General features: G+C 39.1%; 13 protein-coding genes. 5 read left to right on the plus strand and 8 right to left on the minus strand.

Going from position 1 to position 18,195, the window contains the following annotated elements:
* Positions 1–762 precede the first annotated feature (762 nt).
* From H4J75_RS13035 to H4J75_RS13065, 7 genes are all read right to left on the minus strand, one after another.
* Positions 763–1,563: a hypothetical protein gene (locus tag H4J75_RS13035; RefSeq protein WP_182218237.1), complete on the minus strand. Its 801-nt coding sequence runs from the start codon at positions 1,561–1,563 to the stop codon at positions 763–765.
* A gap of 307 nt (positions 1,564–1,870) precedes the next feature.
* The gene (locus H4J75_RS13040) at positions 1,871–5,008 is read right to left on the minus strand and encodes an efflux RND transporter permease subunit (protein WP_182222378.1); all 3,138 of its coding nucleotides are present in this window, start codon (positions 5,006–5,008) and stop codon (positions 1,871–1,873) included.
* Between the two features lie 9 nt (positions 5,009–5,017).
* Positions 5,018–6,430, minus strand: a complete 1,413-nt coding sequence (locus tag H4J75_RS13045; RefSeq protein WP_182222379.1) for an efflux RND transporter periplasmic adaptor subunit — start codon at positions 6,428–6,430, stop codon at positions 5,018–5,020.
* A gap of 244 nt (positions 6,431–6,674) precedes the next feature.
* Positions 6,675–7,526: a DUF6279 family lipoprotein gene (locus H4J75_RS13050; protein ID WP_182222380.1), complete on the minus strand. Its 852-nt coding sequence runs from the start codon at positions 7,524–7,526 to the stop codon at positions 6,675–6,677.
* A gap of 236 nt (positions 7,527–7,762) precedes the next feature.
* Positions 7,763–8,293: a TetR/AcrR family transcriptional regulator gene (locus H4J75_RS13055; protein WP_182222381.1), complete on the minus strand. Its 531-nt coding sequence runs from the start codon at positions 8,291–8,293 to the stop codon at positions 7,763–7,765.
* A 76-nt stretch (positions 8,294–8,369) separates the two neighbouring features.
* Positions 8,370–8,621 (minus strand): glutathione S-transferase N-terminal domain-containing protein, encoded by a 252-nt coding sequence (locus tag H4J75_RS13060; protein ID WP_182218245.1) that lies wholly within the window; start codon positions 8,619–8,621, stop codon positions 8,370–8,372.
* 12 nt (positions 8,622–8,633) lie between these two features.
* On the minus strand, positions 8,634–9,746 hold the full coding sequence (locus H4J75_RS13065) for an FAD-dependent oxidoreductase (protein ID WP_182222382.1): 1,113 nt from the start codon (positions 9,744–9,746) through the stop codon (positions 8,634–8,636).
* 187 nt (positions 9,747–9,933) lie between these two features.
* On the opposite strand from H4J75_RS13065, the gene H4J75_RS13070 reads away from it, so the two are divergent.
* A complete protein-coding gene (locus H4J75_RS13070) occupies positions 9,934–10,551 on the plus strand; it encodes a glutathione S-transferase (protein ID WP_182222383.1) in 618 nt (205 codons plus the stop codon).
* An 89-nt stretch (positions 10,552–10,640) separates the two neighbouring features.
* Positions 10,641–11,333: a cupin domain-containing protein gene (locus H4J75_RS13075; RefSeq protein WP_182222384.1), complete on the plus strand. Its 693-nt coding sequence runs from the start codon at positions 10,641–10,643 to the stop codon at positions 11,331–11,333.
* Between the two features lie 23 nt (positions 11,334–11,356).
* Here H4J75_RS13075 and H4J75_RS13080 read toward each other — a convergent pair whose 3' ends face one another.
* Positions 11,357–12,301, minus strand: coding sequence for a LysR family transcriptional regulator (locus H4J75_RS13080; RefSeq protein WP_182218253.1), 945 nt, complete (start codon positions 12,299–12,301; stop codon positions 11,357–11,359).
* A 119-nt stretch (positions 12,302–12,420) separates the two neighbouring features.
* Between H4J75_RS13080 and H4J75_RS13085 the strand changes: the two genes are divergently transcribed.
* Genes H4J75_RS13085 through H4J75_RS13095 form a run of 3 tightly spaced genes read left to right on the plus strand, consistent with a single transcriptional unit; the run spans position 12,421 to position 18,195 of the window.
* Positions 12,421–13,599, plus strand: coding sequence for an efflux RND transporter periplasmic adaptor subunit (locus H4J75_RS13085; protein ID WP_182222385.1), 1,179 nt, complete (start codon positions 12,421–12,423; stop codon positions 13,597–13,599).
* 12 nt (positions 13,600–13,611) lie between these two features.
* Positions 13,612–16,755, plus strand: coding sequence for an efflux RND transporter permease subunit (locus H4J75_RS13090; protein WP_182222386.1), 3,144 nt, complete (start codon positions 13,612–13,614; stop codon positions 16,753–16,755).
* Between the two features lie 3 nt (positions 16,756–16,758).
* Positions 16,759–18,195, plus strand: coding sequence for a TolC family protein (locus H4J75_RS13095; RefSeq protein ID WP_182218258.1), 1,437 nt, complete (start codon positions 16,759–16,761; stop codon positions 18,193–18,195).

Below are 18,195 nucleotides of genomic sequence, written 5' to 3' on the forward strand. Positions count from 1 at the left end.
TGTCAAAAAACGTTTTATCTCAGCGAGCAGCGCTGCATTAGATATTCCTTTGACAGAGTAAGCAAAGATAATACAAGGCAACGGTCACCATCAAAAAAAGCCTGTGGCTAACGCTTTTAAAGGCTGAAAATTAAGAACAGCCATAATATAAGTATGTTGGGGGTTTATCTGCATGTCTTGCTTACATAAAATAAATATGGGTAAATATCATCAATATATAAGCGTAATTTATCGGTTAATATTTCACACGACAGCCAACAAAACGACAATTATATTCCAATTAAAAGACAATACAATTCTAATTAAATGATAATGAAAATAACATGTCGCTATACAAACATTAAAGGTGGTAAAAACAACAGTCAGTCTTACGGTATTCATTGATCATCAAAAGGCTAACTTTGAAAAACTGGCTGCATTAGATGGTGTTAATGCGTCTTAGAAAGTGCGACAAATGATCGGGGAATATATTGATAAAAATCAGGAGGAAGTTTGCAAGACGATGTTTTTAAATAACAAAACTTTAAGAGCTTGGTCGTTGTCGACTTTTATAGTCTTTATTGTCCCTATAAAGCGCTTAGCTAGGTAGGCTGGTATCGATAGGACTAGTATCTATATTTTCGACCGCATATAAGGTGAGATTGTAGCCGAAACCTTAGGTGCTTTGTCCTTTTAAAGGGGAATATCTAATAGCTATTCATTATTAAATGACCAAAAATAGCTATTAAATTTTATTATCCCTAGCTTAAATAAACGTTAACATTATTCAGTTTTATAATCTTGAAGGGTCATAACCGCATCATGCAGGCTATCTTGGTTTACTTGGATAATACCGCGCTTAGGTCTGTCTAAATCAATGATAATAAAGACCACCAAGATGATTAAGGTGAATAATAATATCGTGGGAAATGCGGGACGCTTCTTCCCTAACCCGCTATTGTAACCAAGCATGCCGCCAACAGTAACAAAAACACTAAACAACAAAAACAATACTGGTTCGGGCACATGGAGTCTAAGCATAGCCGATCGTTTGTTTTCAATTTGAATCATGCTAGACAATGACTGATAAAAGCCATTTGCAATTAACAGTGATCTTGGATTTTCTAATTCTTGTTGTGCTAATTCAATCAGTTTCGCTTGTGATTTACTGACCTTTTTGTTTACAGCCATACGTTGCTCTGCATTGCTCAAATCTATTTGGCTCAGTGAAATACGTAGTGCTAGATAAGACTCTAATTCATCAAAAACGTCATCTTTTACTTTACCACTCAATAGTTTTGCTTGCATGGCTACTCTTGAAATAGCACCCGCTTCTTCAATAACCGCGCTACTTCGTCCATCGTACCGTTGCAGCGACATATTAAACGTGAAACCCAGCAACAAAGCCAATAAACCCAGAATACCGGCTTGAATAGCCGTCGATTGACTTTTCATCTCGGTGTTTTCTGCGTCTTTATTACGTAAACCGAAGCTGTAGCCTATTTGGTTAATAATTAACATCAAAATAAAAAGGGTAATAATAATGATAATGCTATTTTTGTCGTACATTAGTTCTTGGCTCACTAATTAAATCTCTACATTTGAATAAATTCGTGGGCAAAGAGTGGGTTGAGGGGGGGGATTGGTCAAGGAATATTTGAATAAATATCAGTATCAGCGCTAACCTTGATGAAATATTGTAGCCAAAGCGTTATTTTAAGTAAACAGTTTACTGTGCTAAGCATATTTTAATAAAATTTAAAGAAATCAGTACTGCAGATAATAGTGCGATTAAATTTTTATTATCAATAAAAAAATTGCCAACCTAATAAAAGGTTGGCAATTTTTTAGTGTAATCGCAACAACATAGTTGAGCGTTTAACGGCTGACGTTATGACGATTTTCCTTTACTAACGCCTTTACGTACTAACCAACGCATGTCATTTTTATAACGATCGAAATAGCGTTTGATATCTTCCATAATCAAATAATTTATCGGCACTAAAAACAATGTAATGATTGTCGCAAATAAAATACCAAAGCCAAGACTCACTGCCATCGGAATTAAGAACTGTGCCTGAGTACTCTTTTCAAATAAAAGTGGCATTAAACCAGCAAACGTTGTTAATGATGTCAATAAAACCGGTCTAAAGCGACGACCACCAGCGGCATAAACAGCTTCAAAAACAGCACTTCCCTCAGCACGCTTTTTGTTAATATAGTCGACCAGGACCAGTGAATCGTTAACCACCACCCCCGATAACGCTAAGACCCCCATCAGACTCAGTAAGGTTAAATCCATGCCCATTATCCAGTGACCTATTACCGCACCGACAATGCCAAAAGGAATAACCATCATCACCACTAAAGGCTGAGAATAACTTTTAAACGGAATAGCAAGCAGGATATAAATCACCAACAACAAGCCAAACATACCAAATTTCAGTTCTTGAGAAGACTCTTTTTGATCTCTAGCTTCGCCAGCCATTTCATAATTCATGCCTGGATACGTACTTATCGATTGTTGTAAAAATTCTTCTAACTCTTCCTGTACCGCAGACAAATTACCTTGTTCTTTGTTAAAGTCAGCCGTAATAGAAAGTGTTCGCTGTCGATCAATACGTAAAATACTCGAAGGACTTAATCCAGGCACGATATCAGCAATCTGCCATAGCGGAACTTCTTGACCGGCTTCGACTCTTATCATCATCTGCTCTAACGTCTCAATCGACTGTCGAGCAGCAATAGGATAGCGCACCATAACTCGCACTTCTTCACGTCCACGTTGAATACGCTGAACTTCAAAACCGTAGACTGCTTGACGAACTTGTCTTGCAACCATATTTAAATTAAGTCCAAGTAACGTTGCTTCGGGCTTAAGTTTTAATTGTAGTTCTTCTTTGCCATCAGACATTGAGTCTTCAACATCTGAAACTGCTGAGTACTGCGTTAATTTACTTTTGAATTTATCGCCTAGCTCAGCTAAATCATCAGCATTCTTGCCACGCAATTCGATATTAATAGCGGGTCTATTCCAACCAATCTCAGCTCGATAATTTAACTGCTCAGCGCCAGCGACTTGTCCAACCATTTTACGCCATTCTGCAACTATCTGTTGCGTGCCAATATCTGTGCTGCGGTCTTCTGGAGGGATTGTTTCGACACGAACACGTCCCGTACTTGAATTACGTCCACCACTAATAGAATAAATATTCTTAATAATAGACTCACCAGATTCGGGATCAATATATTTCTCTTGTAATAACTTCGCTTGCGTAGTCATATGTTGAACAATACGATCGGTACTTTCAAAGGCGGTACCTGTTGGCATTGTTAGTGTTGCTGTTGCTACTTCACTTTGCACACGAGGGAAAAATACAAATTTTGTTTGTCCGCTTGAAAGCGCACCAATGACTATAAAAAGTGACGACAACATAATTGCCAGCGTCGCGTAACGCCAGCGCAGCGCTAATGCTAATGTTGGTTGATAAAATTTAGCAATAAACGTCTCTAAAGAGGTCGATATTGCCATTTGAATACGTGTTAGCCGCGATGGCGCGCCTGTTCGCGGTTTAATATGTTTAAGATGCGCGGGTAATACCAATTTAGACTCGATCAATGAAAAGAGTAAAACCGGCACAATAACGTAAGGAATACTCTGGTACCAACTGCCTCGTCCTTCAAGTAAAGCTAGGGGTATAAAGGCCGCAACAGTCGTTAAAATACCAAAGGTAACCGGTACGGCAACTTCTTGAGTACCTCTAATGGCAGCGGTAAGGGGATCAGTACCGCGTTGCATATGTTCGTAAACATTTTCCCCCGTAACAATCGCATCATCGACAACAATACCTAGCACCAAAATAAAAGCAAATAGGCTCATTAAATTCAAAGATATACCAAAAAATGGCATCAATATAAATGCGCCCATAAATGACATTGGAATGCCAAGACACACCCAAAATGCAACGGCGGGTCGTAAAAATAAAGCTAATAGGAGAATAACTAATAGCGCACCTTGCCAAGCGCTTGTAGTAAGCGTAGCTAAACGTGCTTTTATCGATTTACTGCGATCGCGCCAGTAAGTCATCGTTAACCCTACCGGTAATGCTTGTTGTTTACCTGCGATATAATTTTTAACGGCATCGGTTACTTCGATAATACTTTGATCACCAACGCGAAAGACCTCTACCTCTATTGCGGGTATACCGTTAAATCTTGTTCTCAAGGGGGTTTCTTCAAATTCATCACGTAAAACAGCAATATCACCTAAACGGATTAATGTACCATCTTTATCAGTTAATATCGGTAGCTGGCTAAAGTCACTTGCTTTATAAGCTTGACCAATACTGCGGATAAAAATATCTCCGCCTTCAGTTTTCAAATTACCGGCGGATACATCTGTAGAGTTACGTCGTAAAGCGTCGGCAACCTGCTCTAAGGTAATATCATATTTTCTTAATGACCATTCAGGTATTTCAATCGATATTTCAAAACGCAGAGAGTTATCAACACTGACTTGAGTAACCCCAGGCAACGAAGCTATTTCATCTCGAACATCTTCAGCAAAGCGGCGTAATGTTAAGCTGTCATAATCGCCATACATCACCACACCAATGGCGTCACGCATACGCTTAGGCATTGTCACCAAAGGACGTTCAGCTTCAACAGGAAAATTATTAATCGCATCTACGCGAACTTTCATTTCGTCGAGTACTTCTCTAACGTCGAAACCATCTTCTACTTCAACAGTCACGGTTGAACTGCCTTCATTAGAGCGCGAAGTCATTTCACGAATGCCTTCGATATCTTGAATCGCTTCCTCCACTCTTATGGTTAAACCTTCTTCAACCTCTTGTGGTGAAGCGCCAGGTAAAACAGCACTAACTTGTACAGTATTTATTTCAAATTCAGGAAATAAATCTACAGGGATTTTGTTAGACAAACTATAAAGTCCAACGGCAACGATGACCACCATAAGAAGATTAGCAGCGACGTCATTACGAGCAAACCAAGCGATTAAACCATGCATAATGAGTTCCTAGTCCGTAGTCGAAGTGGATGAATTACTTGGGGATTTTTTTAAAGCCGGTAAACCTTCTTGCTTTTCACTATCACTATCTTGTATCTCTTGATTCATTGCAGGTGTTGTCATTTTCTTTTTAGCTAATTCTTCATTGGTTGTCGAATTAATGTCATTCAATGATTTAACTCGGGTACCCGCGGCTAAATTGGCCGTTGGCGTTAAAATAAGCTTATCGGTAGAATCAATAGCGCCAGCATAATTATAAATATCGCCAGCAAGTGAAGAAGCCGAAATAACGACAGACTCAACATCTGTCCATAAAGGTTCAATAGCACGTTTTTGCAATAAACCATCTTCTGCAACCGCAATCATATTATTCTGACTTACTGCTCTTCTTGGAATAGCATAGACATTCTTCAATTGTGTGCCTTCAATCTTTGCTCTTAAAAACTGCCCAACACGTAATGCGGGGAGTTGTGGAGAGCTAACAAAAGGATTATCGAGCTTGGCAACAACGTAAAGCATACGAGTAGATGAATCAAAAGCTCCTTCACTACGTACTAACTTACCTTTCCATGTATAAGTTTTACCACCTAACTCACCTTCAAAAAGAACAACAGATTGATGTTCCTTGTTGTCTGTAGGCTCGTTGCCTGGTGCATTGTATTCATCGGGTAAGTAGATGTGCGCTAGGTCTTGGGCTTTTACCGGTAATCTTACTTCAATATAATCAGTGGAATATATCTCAGCAATAGTTTGAGACGGATTAACAACTTGCCCTAAATCAACCATTTGCTTCAAAATTTTTCCGTCAAAGGGGGCTTTAACTTGAGTTCTCTCAAGGTTGAGTTTGGCTTTCGCCAATTGCGCTTTAGATGCGTCATAAGAAGCGAGTGCAGCCGCAACTTGTGGAATGCGTAGTGCTAAATCACGACCCGCTTTACTACCGGGTCTAACATTCCAGTCGCGCTCAGCGACATCGGCTTGAGCCAACTCTTCTTTGTATTTTACCCAAGCATTAGCCACCGTTGATTTTGCAACATCAACTTCTATCTGATAATCACGAGGGTCGATCGCCAGTAAAACATCACCCGCTTTAAATGATGCTCCTGCACGAATATTATTAGCGACCTCAATAACACGCCCACTGACATCTGAAACTAATTGCGTTCTAGTTAAAGGCTCAGCTGAGCCGTAAGATTCAATCCAAACAGGGTAATCCGTAGCCGTTAGTTGTACTGTTTCAACACCAACAGAAGCCGGCGGTCCTCCTCCCCATTTACGTGGAGTAGGTTTACTAGCAAACATCGCTGCAATAATTGCAAAAGCAATAGCAAAAATCACGATGGTTACAATCAAATGTATTCCCCAAACAACAGGTTTTTGGGTCACTTCCACCGGTTTTTGTGGTGAATTAATATCGTTCATTTAGCACTCTCTTAAATTATTTTTGCTGGTGTCTGCACGTTAATCGCACTTACTACCGGTGATATGTATAAATTAATATATGTTATACGATAAAACCAAGATTAAGTTTACTTTTAATGTGAAAAAATAGTTTTATTTTCAGGCGGGTACAACCAAGAAGAGATAATTAAAATTAAACACGAGGGAAAATAACAACGTCAACGCAAAGTTGTCTTATATAAGTGCTTTAAAATAAGATTTGGTGCTAAGTGTTTATAGCCAGTTCTTTTAAATCCTCAATTAAATCATCAAGTTTATTATTAAATCGATTCAATTGTTTATCTGTTAAGCTGTTCATCATAATATGAAATATTTTTACAGAGGTATCACTATTATTTTTAGATAATGTTTTGTGTTGCTCTGACTTTAATGACTCTGGTTCAGAAATAAGTTCAGTAAACATCACTTCATATTCTTGTCTATCTAATCCCATGGCTAATACTTGTTTTAAACCTGAGTGCCATTTTATTCGATAATCCATTCTATGATTAAATGTCGGTGCTAAACTTTTGGTCAGTTGACATACTTCAATTTTTTGACTTTCAGTTAACTTCCCCAACCATTTTTTGAACTGGTCTTGTCGTTCTATACATGTTTCGTTAAGCCATTGCTCTTGAGATAACTCATCATAGTCGTCGAGACGTTCTTCATTATTATTGGCAATTTCATCGACAACTTGTTTTCTTTGGCGACTACTCAGGGTATGAACTAACGATATCAGTGCCGGTTTTGCTTGCTCTCGCACTGCAAGCCAATGCTGTTTGATGATGACTAATTGATCGTCGACTTCTTCTACGGTAATACCGCGATTTACTTGGTCTTTTAGCGTGATAAGTTGCCGACTATATTCACTGAGTTGTGTTCGTCGGTGCCATGTATGCAGCTCATTAAATGTCGTATCAAATGTTTTTTGCTGTTCTTGGCTTAAGGTAACGTAATCATCAAGATACCAATTGCTCCACCAGTCTAAGTGGTTATAAATAAAACTAAAACTACAGGCTGATAGCAAAAATGAACTAAAAATCACAACAATGCCATTTTTAATAATTCGTTGCATATACCTGACCTTATTTTATTTGTGATTGATAACTAGCATGATTAAAGTAATGAAATATTGATTATTGTCAGCTAAGGGAATATTTGCCAACATAATTTTAATACGCTGTAGCGTAAAACATGGATCAATCGCTGTTATTTTAGATACCATAAATTATCGTCAGTACTATCGACGGAAGTCATAAACCATGAAAATGGTGTGAACGACATTATAAGGATTTACTTGCTACAAGATGACTAAACAAAGTCGGTAAGGCTGTCAAAAGCCGATGTATCGTCTAACACTTTTGCTAAAATCATCATCCCTTCTAAAGTAGCTAATAACTGAATAGCTTTAGTTTTCGCAATGTCTACTGCTAAACCTTTTTCGTCTATATACACGGTTTGTAACCAGTTTATATTTAATTCAAAAAAGCGTTTTATTTCTATGTTGACTTGCTCTGGCAATGCATCAGACTGTGCGCCTAACAAGCCACATAAACACATTTGATTGTCTTTTTCTAATGCCGTTTTAAAAGCATTAATATAGAGATTAATCGCACTACGGCCCTTTAACTTTGCTTTTTCAGCATTTAATAACGCTAAAAAATCATCTACGTACTGCTGTGCTAGTGCGGCACCTAAATCAGCTTTTGTACGAAAATAGTAATGAACACTTGAGCTTTTAATGCCAATTTCATCAGCCAGTTCCCTAAAGCTAAAATTACCATAGCCACCAGATCTTACTTTATTTTCAGCTAATTTGAGTATTTGAGATTTTTTATTCATAAATAAATGCTATTTGAAGGTGAAGTAAATGATGAAATTATTAAATAAATTTAATAATTTCACCCATTATCAATGACTAGGCTATTTTATTCAAATAGTTAATAATATCTCCAGATTCATACAGCCAAGATTCTTGACCATTTTCTGTAATTTTTAAACAAGGTACCTGTTTCTTTCCCCCTTGTTCGATTAACTCTTTATTAAAGGCTAAATTTTTCTCTGTGTCACGTAATTCAAGCGTAACATTGCTAGTTTTCATTGCGGCAATGACTTGTCGGCAATATGGACAATGAACCTTATGATATAAAGCATAAGAACTTTTACTCATTATATTTTCTCTCTAGTTAAGGTCATTAAATTCTTTTTTTAATGACCTAATGGTTGTATTTGCGGCAAATAATGCGCCTTCAAGGTAACCGGCTTCTTGCTGAGCAAATTCGCTACCGGCTAAATATAAATTTAATGAGGATAATTCACCAGCAAACCCCTTCATATTAAAATAAGGATGATTTGGTGGCTCCACTCTGTCTTTTTCAACGGCAACATAATGATCATTACCCCAGCTTTTTAAATAACACTGTGAGTATTGCTGGGCCTCATCACCAAATAATAAGCTCAGTTGATTAATACATAAAGCTTTAACCCGTTCTACAGATAAACCTTCTATCGCTTGTGACGAAAGCCCAATAAAACCAAATAAAGCGAAATCTTGCTGTACTTGTGCCGAGGCATCATGAATTTCTATCATAGGTCCAACACGGCTAAAGGCTTGCCCTGCTAAGCCTTTCGTTCGCCAAAAAGCCTCTTCATAAGTTGCAATAAACTTAGCTTGGCTTGCCATCCAAGTCGGCACAGCGACAAGGGCTGCGGTTAAAGCTTTACTTGCCCAATGAACGGGTGTTAAAAATTCATTAATGATCCGCGGTGGTAAAGCTAAAACTAAATGGTCGGTTTCAAAAACAGATGTCGAGTCATCTTTAGTATTTTTTACTGTCACTTGCCAGCTATCGTGCACTTTTGTTAATTGCTCGACTTGACAACTAAGCTGATAGTTATCTTTAGATAGCTTAGCCTGTAAAGCTAAAATGAGCTTGTATAATCCGCCAGCTAAACGATGTAAAAGTGGCCCTTGACCATTTTCAATAATTTGTGGCTGAGTATGCTGATCCGCATGATAAACAACAGCACCTTCAATATGTTGGTCAAACAAATGTGTTTGCAAGTCAGCCACTAATGCTTTCATCTGGTGATGATGCGGAAATATCCACGTCGGACCTAAATCATGTAATGGTTCATTTTCATCATACACTTTCGGTTGCTCGCTATATATACGGCCACCAAAAACATCTTTTGCTTCAAAAAGAAGATAAGGAATATTCAACTGTTCTAGTTGATAAGCGGTATATAAACCCGCTAATCCCCCACCGACAATAATCACACGTTTATTATTCATATGTAAACTTTAAAAAAAACTATCTACTGATAGATAAATATTAACTAGCTCGACTTGTAAAAGCAACTTTAATTTTTAAGAGACTTGAGTTTTAAATAAAATTTGACAATATAATTAAAAATACGCAAACTACCTACCAGTAGATAGCCAAGTAAACAACGATAACCAAATTAATTGGAAATATAAAATGAAAATATATGATGTAGAAGGTTTTCCTAACCCATTGCGTGTCCGCATGGCGTTAGCAGAGAAAAACGCCTCTGACAAGGTCACTTTTATTGCTGTTGATGTGATGAACAAAGAACATCGAAGTGACGCTTTCCTCGCTATGAACCCCTTAGCCAGCGTACCCGTATTGGCATTAGATGATGGAACTTACATCGCTGAATGTTCTGCTATTATTGAATATATCGACCACACTTTTGAGGGGATATCGTTAACAGGGTCAACGGCAAAATCGCGTGCCGTTATTAGCATGATGCAACGAAGAGCTGAATTAATGGTACTTGATGCTGTCGCTACTTATTTTCATCATGCTACCGACGGCCTAGGACCTGAACTTGAAACATATCAAAATAAAGAATGGGGTAAGAAACAAGCCGAGAAAGCACTTGCTGGTTTTAAATACTTTAACACTGTTTTAAGCAACCAGACTTATGTCGCAGGTGAAGCTTTTACTGTCGCTGATATTACCCTGTTTGCCGGTCTTGGTTTTGCTGACTTTGCAAAAATAGCCGTACCCGATGAATACACACATTTACTCAATTGGCGTGCTAAGGTTGCTGAACGTTCAAGCGTTAAATAAAAAATGACTGTTAGTCATTTTACATGAAGGTTTTTACTAAATGTAAAATGGCTCACTTTCACCCTTACAGTTTTAAAATAGGATTGATTATGGAAATTTTAGCTAACTTTGAACAAAGAGCTATCGTGCACAGTACCTCATTAGCGTGGTTAGCTTCACCTATGCCTGGCGTAGACAGAAGACCATTAGACCGAGTAGGCGGTGAAGTGGCCAGAGCAACATCAATAGTAAGATATGCAAAAGGGAGTAAGTTTTCTGCCCACGTTCACACCGGTGGTGAAGAATTTATTGTACTTGAAGGTGTATTTCAAGATGAACACGGCGACTACCCTGTCGGCTCATATATTAGAAACCCACCACAATCTTCTCATACACCACGTTCTGATGAAGGCTGTATTATTTTTGTAAAACTTTGGCAATTTCAGCCAGAAGATAGAAGCCATGTTTGTTTACAAACACAGCAAATGTCTGCAACACCGACAGAAATACTAGGCGTTTCAATTATCCCACTACACCAAGATACCATTGAAGAGGTCGCTATTTTATCTTTTGAACCGAGCGCAGTAATGAATATTGTCGCGACTCAAGGGGCTGAAGTTTTAGTGTTATCAGGGGAGTTACAAACAGCCAGTGATTTATTACAAAAGCATAGTTGGGTACGTTTGCCATTAGGCGATACCTTAACGGTAACCGCTGGTAGCGCTGGCGCAAGAATTTGGCTTAAGACAGGTAATTTAACTGAGGTAAACAAGCAAATAAAACGAGTAAAATTGGCGGGTTAATATTTAATAGCACAGACAAATATCTACCGGGTATATAACTGTTCAAAGTTAGGAATAGCCCGCTCCCAAATAGGTATTTCTTTTCCTAAATACTCACGAACCGCATCAAAAAATAATCGCGTTCTAACGGGTAGATCGCGATGTGGATATACTGCATAGATAGCGCCATACTCCATTAATCTAACGTCGGTCAATAAAGGTACTAAACGACCATCTTTCACTTCGTTATCAAGTACGAAAGCTGGCGCAACAAAAAAAGCGCTACCTGATAATGTTTTCATCAATAAAACTTCGGCATCGTTTGCCCTAAAAATACTATTGAGTTTTTGTTCCTTGGCTTCACCATTTTTATCATAGTAGCGAACACCTTCGACTTTAAACGAGGTGCTAGCGTAACTTGCCGCCGGTAATTGCGTTAAATCTTCGATAGTTTGAGGTAAACCATAATTAGCAATAAATGTCGGGGTCGCTAAAATTAACAAACGATTACGCGCTATTTTACGAGCAATTAACGACGAATCTTTGGGCTCTCCGATACGAAACGCAAGGTCAAACCCTTCTGAGACAATATCAATAACACGATCATCTAAACGCAATTCTACTTCAACCTGCGGAAAGCGCATTTGAAAATCGTTAATGACTGGCTGTAAGTAACGTTTCCCAAATAAGGTAGAAGACGTTATTTTGAGGACTCCTTGAGGCTCCAAATGATAATTTTCAGCCATTCGTACTGTTTCGCCCAGTAACTCTCTAAGTTCAGCTGCTTTTTTAACCATCTCAGCGCCAGCAGCCGTTAAGGAAAATGAACGTGTAGTGCGATTAAGTAATCTAACGCCTAATTGTTCCTCAAGGCGGCTTAGCTGTTTAGAAATAACCGAACGGTCAATATTACGTACTTCAGCCGCTTTAATAAAAGAACCTTGTTCAACCACTTCAAGCAACATCAATAATCGGCTAGTCGTATCCATACTTTATTACCATCACAATTCAATTGATGCCATTTTGGCACTAATCAAATGCAAAATCTATGGTTTTTATCAACAGGTTTGTTACGTAAAATTGCGCTCAAATTAAAAGAGGTCTTATTATGAATAAACATTTAATCGCAGTAGCTATTGCTATGGCAAGCTTAACTTTATTAGGTTGCTCAGAAGCGCCTAGTCAAAAAACACAGCAGCAACAACTACAGTCGATTGATGTGGCAGAAGTGCTAGTCAAATCTGTACAAAATTGGCACACCTATACCACCCACTTAGAAGCTCCCGAGCAAGTTGCTTTGAAACCACGTGTTTCAGGGGTAATAGAGTCGATTGCTTTTGATGAGGGTCAGCAAATTAAAACGGGCGACCTTCTGTTTAAACTAGATGATCGACCATTTTTAGCTATTGTTGCTAGCCTTCAAGCACAAGTTAACAGTGCAAAAGCTGCATTTGATCAAGCAAAAAGTGAAGAAGAACGTGCAATACGTTTAACTCAACGAAAAGCGATATCCACTGAACAAGCAGAGTCTCGCACGTCAACATTACGTCAGCGCGAAGCACAACTCGCTGCATTACAAGCACAATTAACAGCAGCACAACTTGATTTAGAATTTACCGCTATTCGTTCACCTATCGACGGTATTATTTCTCGCGCCAACATTACCAAAGGCAATAACATTATCGCCGGACAAAGTGTGCTAACAACGATTGTTTCTAACCAAGCGATGTTTGCTTACTTTGACATTGATGAGCGCACCTGGAATAGCTATTTTGCTAATATTAGTGCCTCCGATCAGCAAAAAGTCATGATGCAAAAAGTAGGACAAAGTGAGTTTGCTTACCAAGGCTATATTGATTTTATTGATAACCAAATAAATTCGGCAACCGGCACATTGCGGGTAAGAGCGGTATTTAATGAAGAGAAAAACCAACTCCGTGCAGGCTCTTTTGCACGCATCAAGTTGGCTGCAAATGCAATTACCGAAAAAATTATCGTGCCTTCACGCGCTATTGGTACCGACTTAAAAAATAATTTTGTTTTAACTGTTGGTGAAAATAATATTTTGCAATATAAGCTGGTTAAATTGGGTGAGCGTTACGGCAGTTTACAGGCAATTACTTCCGGGCTAAAAGCAACAGATGTTATTGCTGTTAATGGTCCTGCCCGCGTAGGTCCAGGCATGCCTGTCGCACCTAATAATGTCACCATTGATAGTGCTGGTATTGCCTTTACTTTATCACCTGTTGCTGATGCCAGTTTAACGGCAAAACTAACGTCAGAATAATAAGAGTTAACCATGAATTTTTCCCATTTTTTTATACAACGCCCGATATTTGCAGCTGTATTGTCATTTGTCATTCTACTTGCTGGTGGACTTTCACTTTTTCAACTACCCGTTAGTGAATACCCTGGTGTTGTGCCACCAACCGTGGTGGTTACGGCAAATTACCCGGGGGCAAATCCTTCGGTTATTGCACAAACAGTGGCAACCCCACTTGAGCAAGAAATCAACGGCACTGAAAACATGCTATACATGTTTTCACAAGCCACTGGCGATGGTCGTATGACCTTAACGGTGACGTTTGCTCTTGGAACTGATCTAGATCGCGCGCAAGTACAAGTACAAAATAGCGTTAATAGTGCATTATCTCGCTTACCAGAAGAAGTGCAACGTCTGGGTGTTGTTGCAGAAAAATCATCGCCTGATTTAGCTATGGTGGTACATTTATATTCACCCCAAGAAAGCCATGATACCGCATATTTATCTAACTACGCCGATCTCTACGTTAAAGATAAAATCTCCCGCTTACCCGGCGTTGGTGATATAAAATTATTTGGTGGTGGTCAATATTCGATGCGCGTTTGGCTTAACCCAGATGCATTAGCTGCGCGTGAATTAACCGCAACCGATGTTATTAATGCATTACGTGAGCAAAACCAACAAGTTGCTGCCGGTAGTTTAGGCTCTCAACCTGCTGCTAACGACAGTGAATTTCAAGTATTACTCAATGTAAAAGGCCGTCTTGATAACATTGAAGAGTTTGAACAAGTAATTATTAAAGTCGGCGAACAAGGCCAGCTTACTCGATTAAAAGATGTCGCTCGTGTTGACCTAGGACAAAATACTTATGCCTTGCGTGCCATGTTAGACGGGCAACCTGCTTTAGCTATGCCTATTTTTCAACGACCTGGTTCTAATGCTATTGAGTTATCAGATCAAGTACGGGCAACTATGGCGTTATTATCTGAAGACTTCCCTGCTGGTGTCGAATACGACATAGTTTACGATCCCACTATTTTCGTCCGTGACTCTATCGATGCAGTAATAACGACCTTAATTGAAGCCATTGTTTTAGTTGTGATTGTGGTAATACTATTTTTACAAACATGGCGTGCTTCAATTATCCCGTTAATTGCCGTACCCGTGTCGTTAATTGGTACCTTTGCGGTAATGCAATTACTTGGCGTTTCAATTAACACCCTATCACTCTTTGGTTTAGTACTGGCAATAGGTATTGTCGTCGATGACGCTATTGTTGTCGTTGAGAATGTCGAGCGTAACATCGAAAAAGGGCTAAGCCCTTTAGAAGCAACACGCGTTGCCATGACAGAAGTCACCGGACCTATTATCGCTATCGCCTTAGTATTAAGTGCGGTATTTATACCAACGGCATTTATTAGTGGCCTATCGGGGCAATTTTATAAACAATTTGCCTTAACTATTACGATATCAACGATAATATCGGCCTTTAACTCTTTAACGTTATCGCCAGCATTGGCGGCATTGTTATTAAAATCACACGATAGTAAACCAGACCGATTAACACGCCTACTTAATAAACTTTTTGGCCGTTGGTTATTCGCGCCTTTTAACCGTGTTTTTGAACGTGGTAGCCATGGTTATCAGAAGCTGGTTAAAAAATTAATGCGTATGAGTGTTATCGTTATTGTTGCCTATATCGCACTCTTGGGTGGAACGGCACAGTTATTTAGCAGTGTGCCCGGTGGCTTTATTCCAACACAGGATAAACAATATCTTATCGCTATTGCTCAATTACCTGACGCAGCAAGTCTTGACCGTACCCATGCGGTGGTTAGAGAAATGGAAAAAATTGCTCTAGATATACCAGGTGTTGCTCATACTGTTGCTTTTCCTGGCTTGTCGATCAATGGTTTTACTAATAGTCCTAATAGTGCGATTGTTTTTCTTCCTTTAGATGCTTTTTCTCTGCGAACTGATGATAGTAAATCAGCTATGGCAATTGCAGCGCAATTAAACCAACGTTTTACAGCCATAGATGAAGCTTTTGTTGCGGTATTTACACCACCACCAATCCAAGGTTTAGGTACAACCGGCGGCTTTAAGTTACAAATTGAAGACCGTGGTAACAAAGGCTTTGAAGTGTTATTTAATAGCTTACAGGCAGTTATTGACAAAGCAAGACAAGACCCTGCATTGGTAGGACTGTTTTCAAGTTTTAGAATTCAAGTTCCACAAATGGATATAGATATCGACCGTGAACAAGCCTTAATACAAGGAATTCCACTTGATGAAGTCTTTAATGCCCTGCAAGTCTATTTAGGCTCAGTTTATGTCAATGACTTCAATATGTTTGGTCGTACTTATCAAGTAAAAGCGCAAGCAGAAGCTGAGTTTCGCCAAGACCCTGAACAAATATTAAACCTCAAAGTGCGCAATCGCCATGGTGATATGGTGCCGTTAGGTTCTGTTTTAACCGTAACGCCAACAACAGGTCCAGACCGTGTAATGCATTACAATGGTTACCCAAGTGCTGAGCTTAATGGTAGCCCTGCCCCTGGTTATAGTTCAGACCAAGCACAAACGGCAATAGAAGGTATATTGGCCAATACCCTACCCAAAGGTATTGCTTATGAATGGACAGAAGTGACTTACCAACAAATATTAGCCGGCAACACTATGGTGTATGTTTTTCCGCTAGTGGTGCTTTTAGTCTTTATGGTTTTAGCTGCACAATATGAAAGTTTGCGTTTACCTTTAGCCATTATTCTCATTGTACCCATGACTATATTCTCTGCTTTGTTAGGTGTTTGGCTCGTTGGTTCAGACAACAATATTTTCACCCAAATTGCGTTAATTGTTCTGGTCGCACTGGCCTCGAAAAATGCTATTTTAATGGTAGAGTTTGCTAAGGATCAAAACGAGCAAGGCTTATCTCACTTTGACGCTATTATTGAGTCATGTAAGCTGCGTTTACGTCCAATACTCATGACTTCGATAGCCTTTACGGCTGGTGTACTACCGTTAGTTTTTGCTACAGGTGCTGGAGCAGAAATGCGCCATGCTATGGGTAATGCGGTGTTCTCAGGCATGATAGGCGTGACTGTATTTGGCCTGCTCTTTACGCCAGTATTTTATATTTTAGTGACCAAGACTAAACAAAAAAAGGTTGAGGAGTAGCCAATGATTAAGTTACTTACCCGTAGTTTAAAAGCCAAGCAATTTAGCGCTAAACCGCTAAAAACCAAGTTAACTGTCGGTGTCGTTTTAGTCGCCAGCTTATTATCGGGATGTGCCACCAAAATTGATGAGCAACAGCATCAACAATTAATGAAAAGTTTTATTGCTGATGCTGATATAGCCACACAGTTGACCGGTCAAGACGAGATTAATTGGTGGCAACAACTCAACTCAGTACAATTGAATCAATTGATTAAAGATGCACTTACCAATAACCATGACTTAAAAACAAGTCAGTTACAATTGCAAAGTGCTTTAGCTAAACTCAAGGTAGAAAAGAGTGATTTTCTACCACAAGGTGGGCTTGAGATTGGTGCGCAACGCACCAGCATAGCTGATAATATTAGTCGTCAATCAAGTGCTAATCTAGCCTTAAGTTGGCAACTCGATTTATTTGGTCGTATTAATGCGTTAGTTGATGCCGCCAATGCATCAGCGATGAGCCAGGCTGAACAATTACGCGCCTTGCAAATCGAAGTGATTTCGTCTGTTGTTAAAGGTTTCATTAGTTATCAGGGCAATATGCAAAAGCAAGAGATTATTAGTCTGCAAGTTGCTGCGCTTAAAAAAAGTATCTTGGTTCTTTCCGCCAGGGTTGAAGAAGGCATTGCTAATGAACTTGACTTAAACCGCACTCGTGCCCAGTTAAGTCAACAACAAGCATTATTACCTGAAACAAGTTATGCATTATATAACGATTTATCTACGTTGGCCTTATTAACCGGTCGTTTAAGCGGCGATATAAAGCTTAATAATGAACAAAAGATCTTTGACTTACCCTTTGAGGTCACTTTAGCGCAACCCAGTTCGGCTATAGCTTTACGTCCTGATATTAGCCAAGCCTTATATCAATTTAGCCAAGCTAATTCGTTAAGTGTAGCCGCAAGTAAAGCCTTGTTACCTGACATTAGTTTAAGTGCCTTTGTTGGTGTGCTAAGCCTTGGCAGTAGTCAATTAAATAATAGCCAGCATCAATGGCAAGTCGCGCCACAAATACAATGGTCATTATTAAGCTATCCAGCTTTACTGGCGCAACGTGACGCGCAGCAATATTTAAGTGAAGCGGCTTATAGCCAATATCAGCAGGTTGTTTTAGCGGCTATTAATGACAGTGAACTATCGTTACAATTGCTGACAAAGCACCTTGAACAAAAACGCTTTGCAGATAAACGTTTTCAATTTGCTCATCAAGCTTTTATGCAAGCTAACGCTATGTATCAAGAGGGGCAAATTCCTTACTTAGAGTTGTTAGATGCGCGGCAGGATGTTTTAATAGCCCAAGAAAATGCAGTAAACGCGACCATTTCTTCATCTCTGGCCAAAGTAAGTGCCTATCAGGCTTTTAATGGTCGGTGGAGTTACGGTTTAATCACCTTGTAA

The organism is Colwellia sp. BRX10-1, from assembly GCF_014077545.1.
Classification (GTDB): domain Bacteria; phylum Pseudomonadota; class Gammaproteobacteria; order Enterobacterales; family Alteromonadaceae; genus Colwellia_A.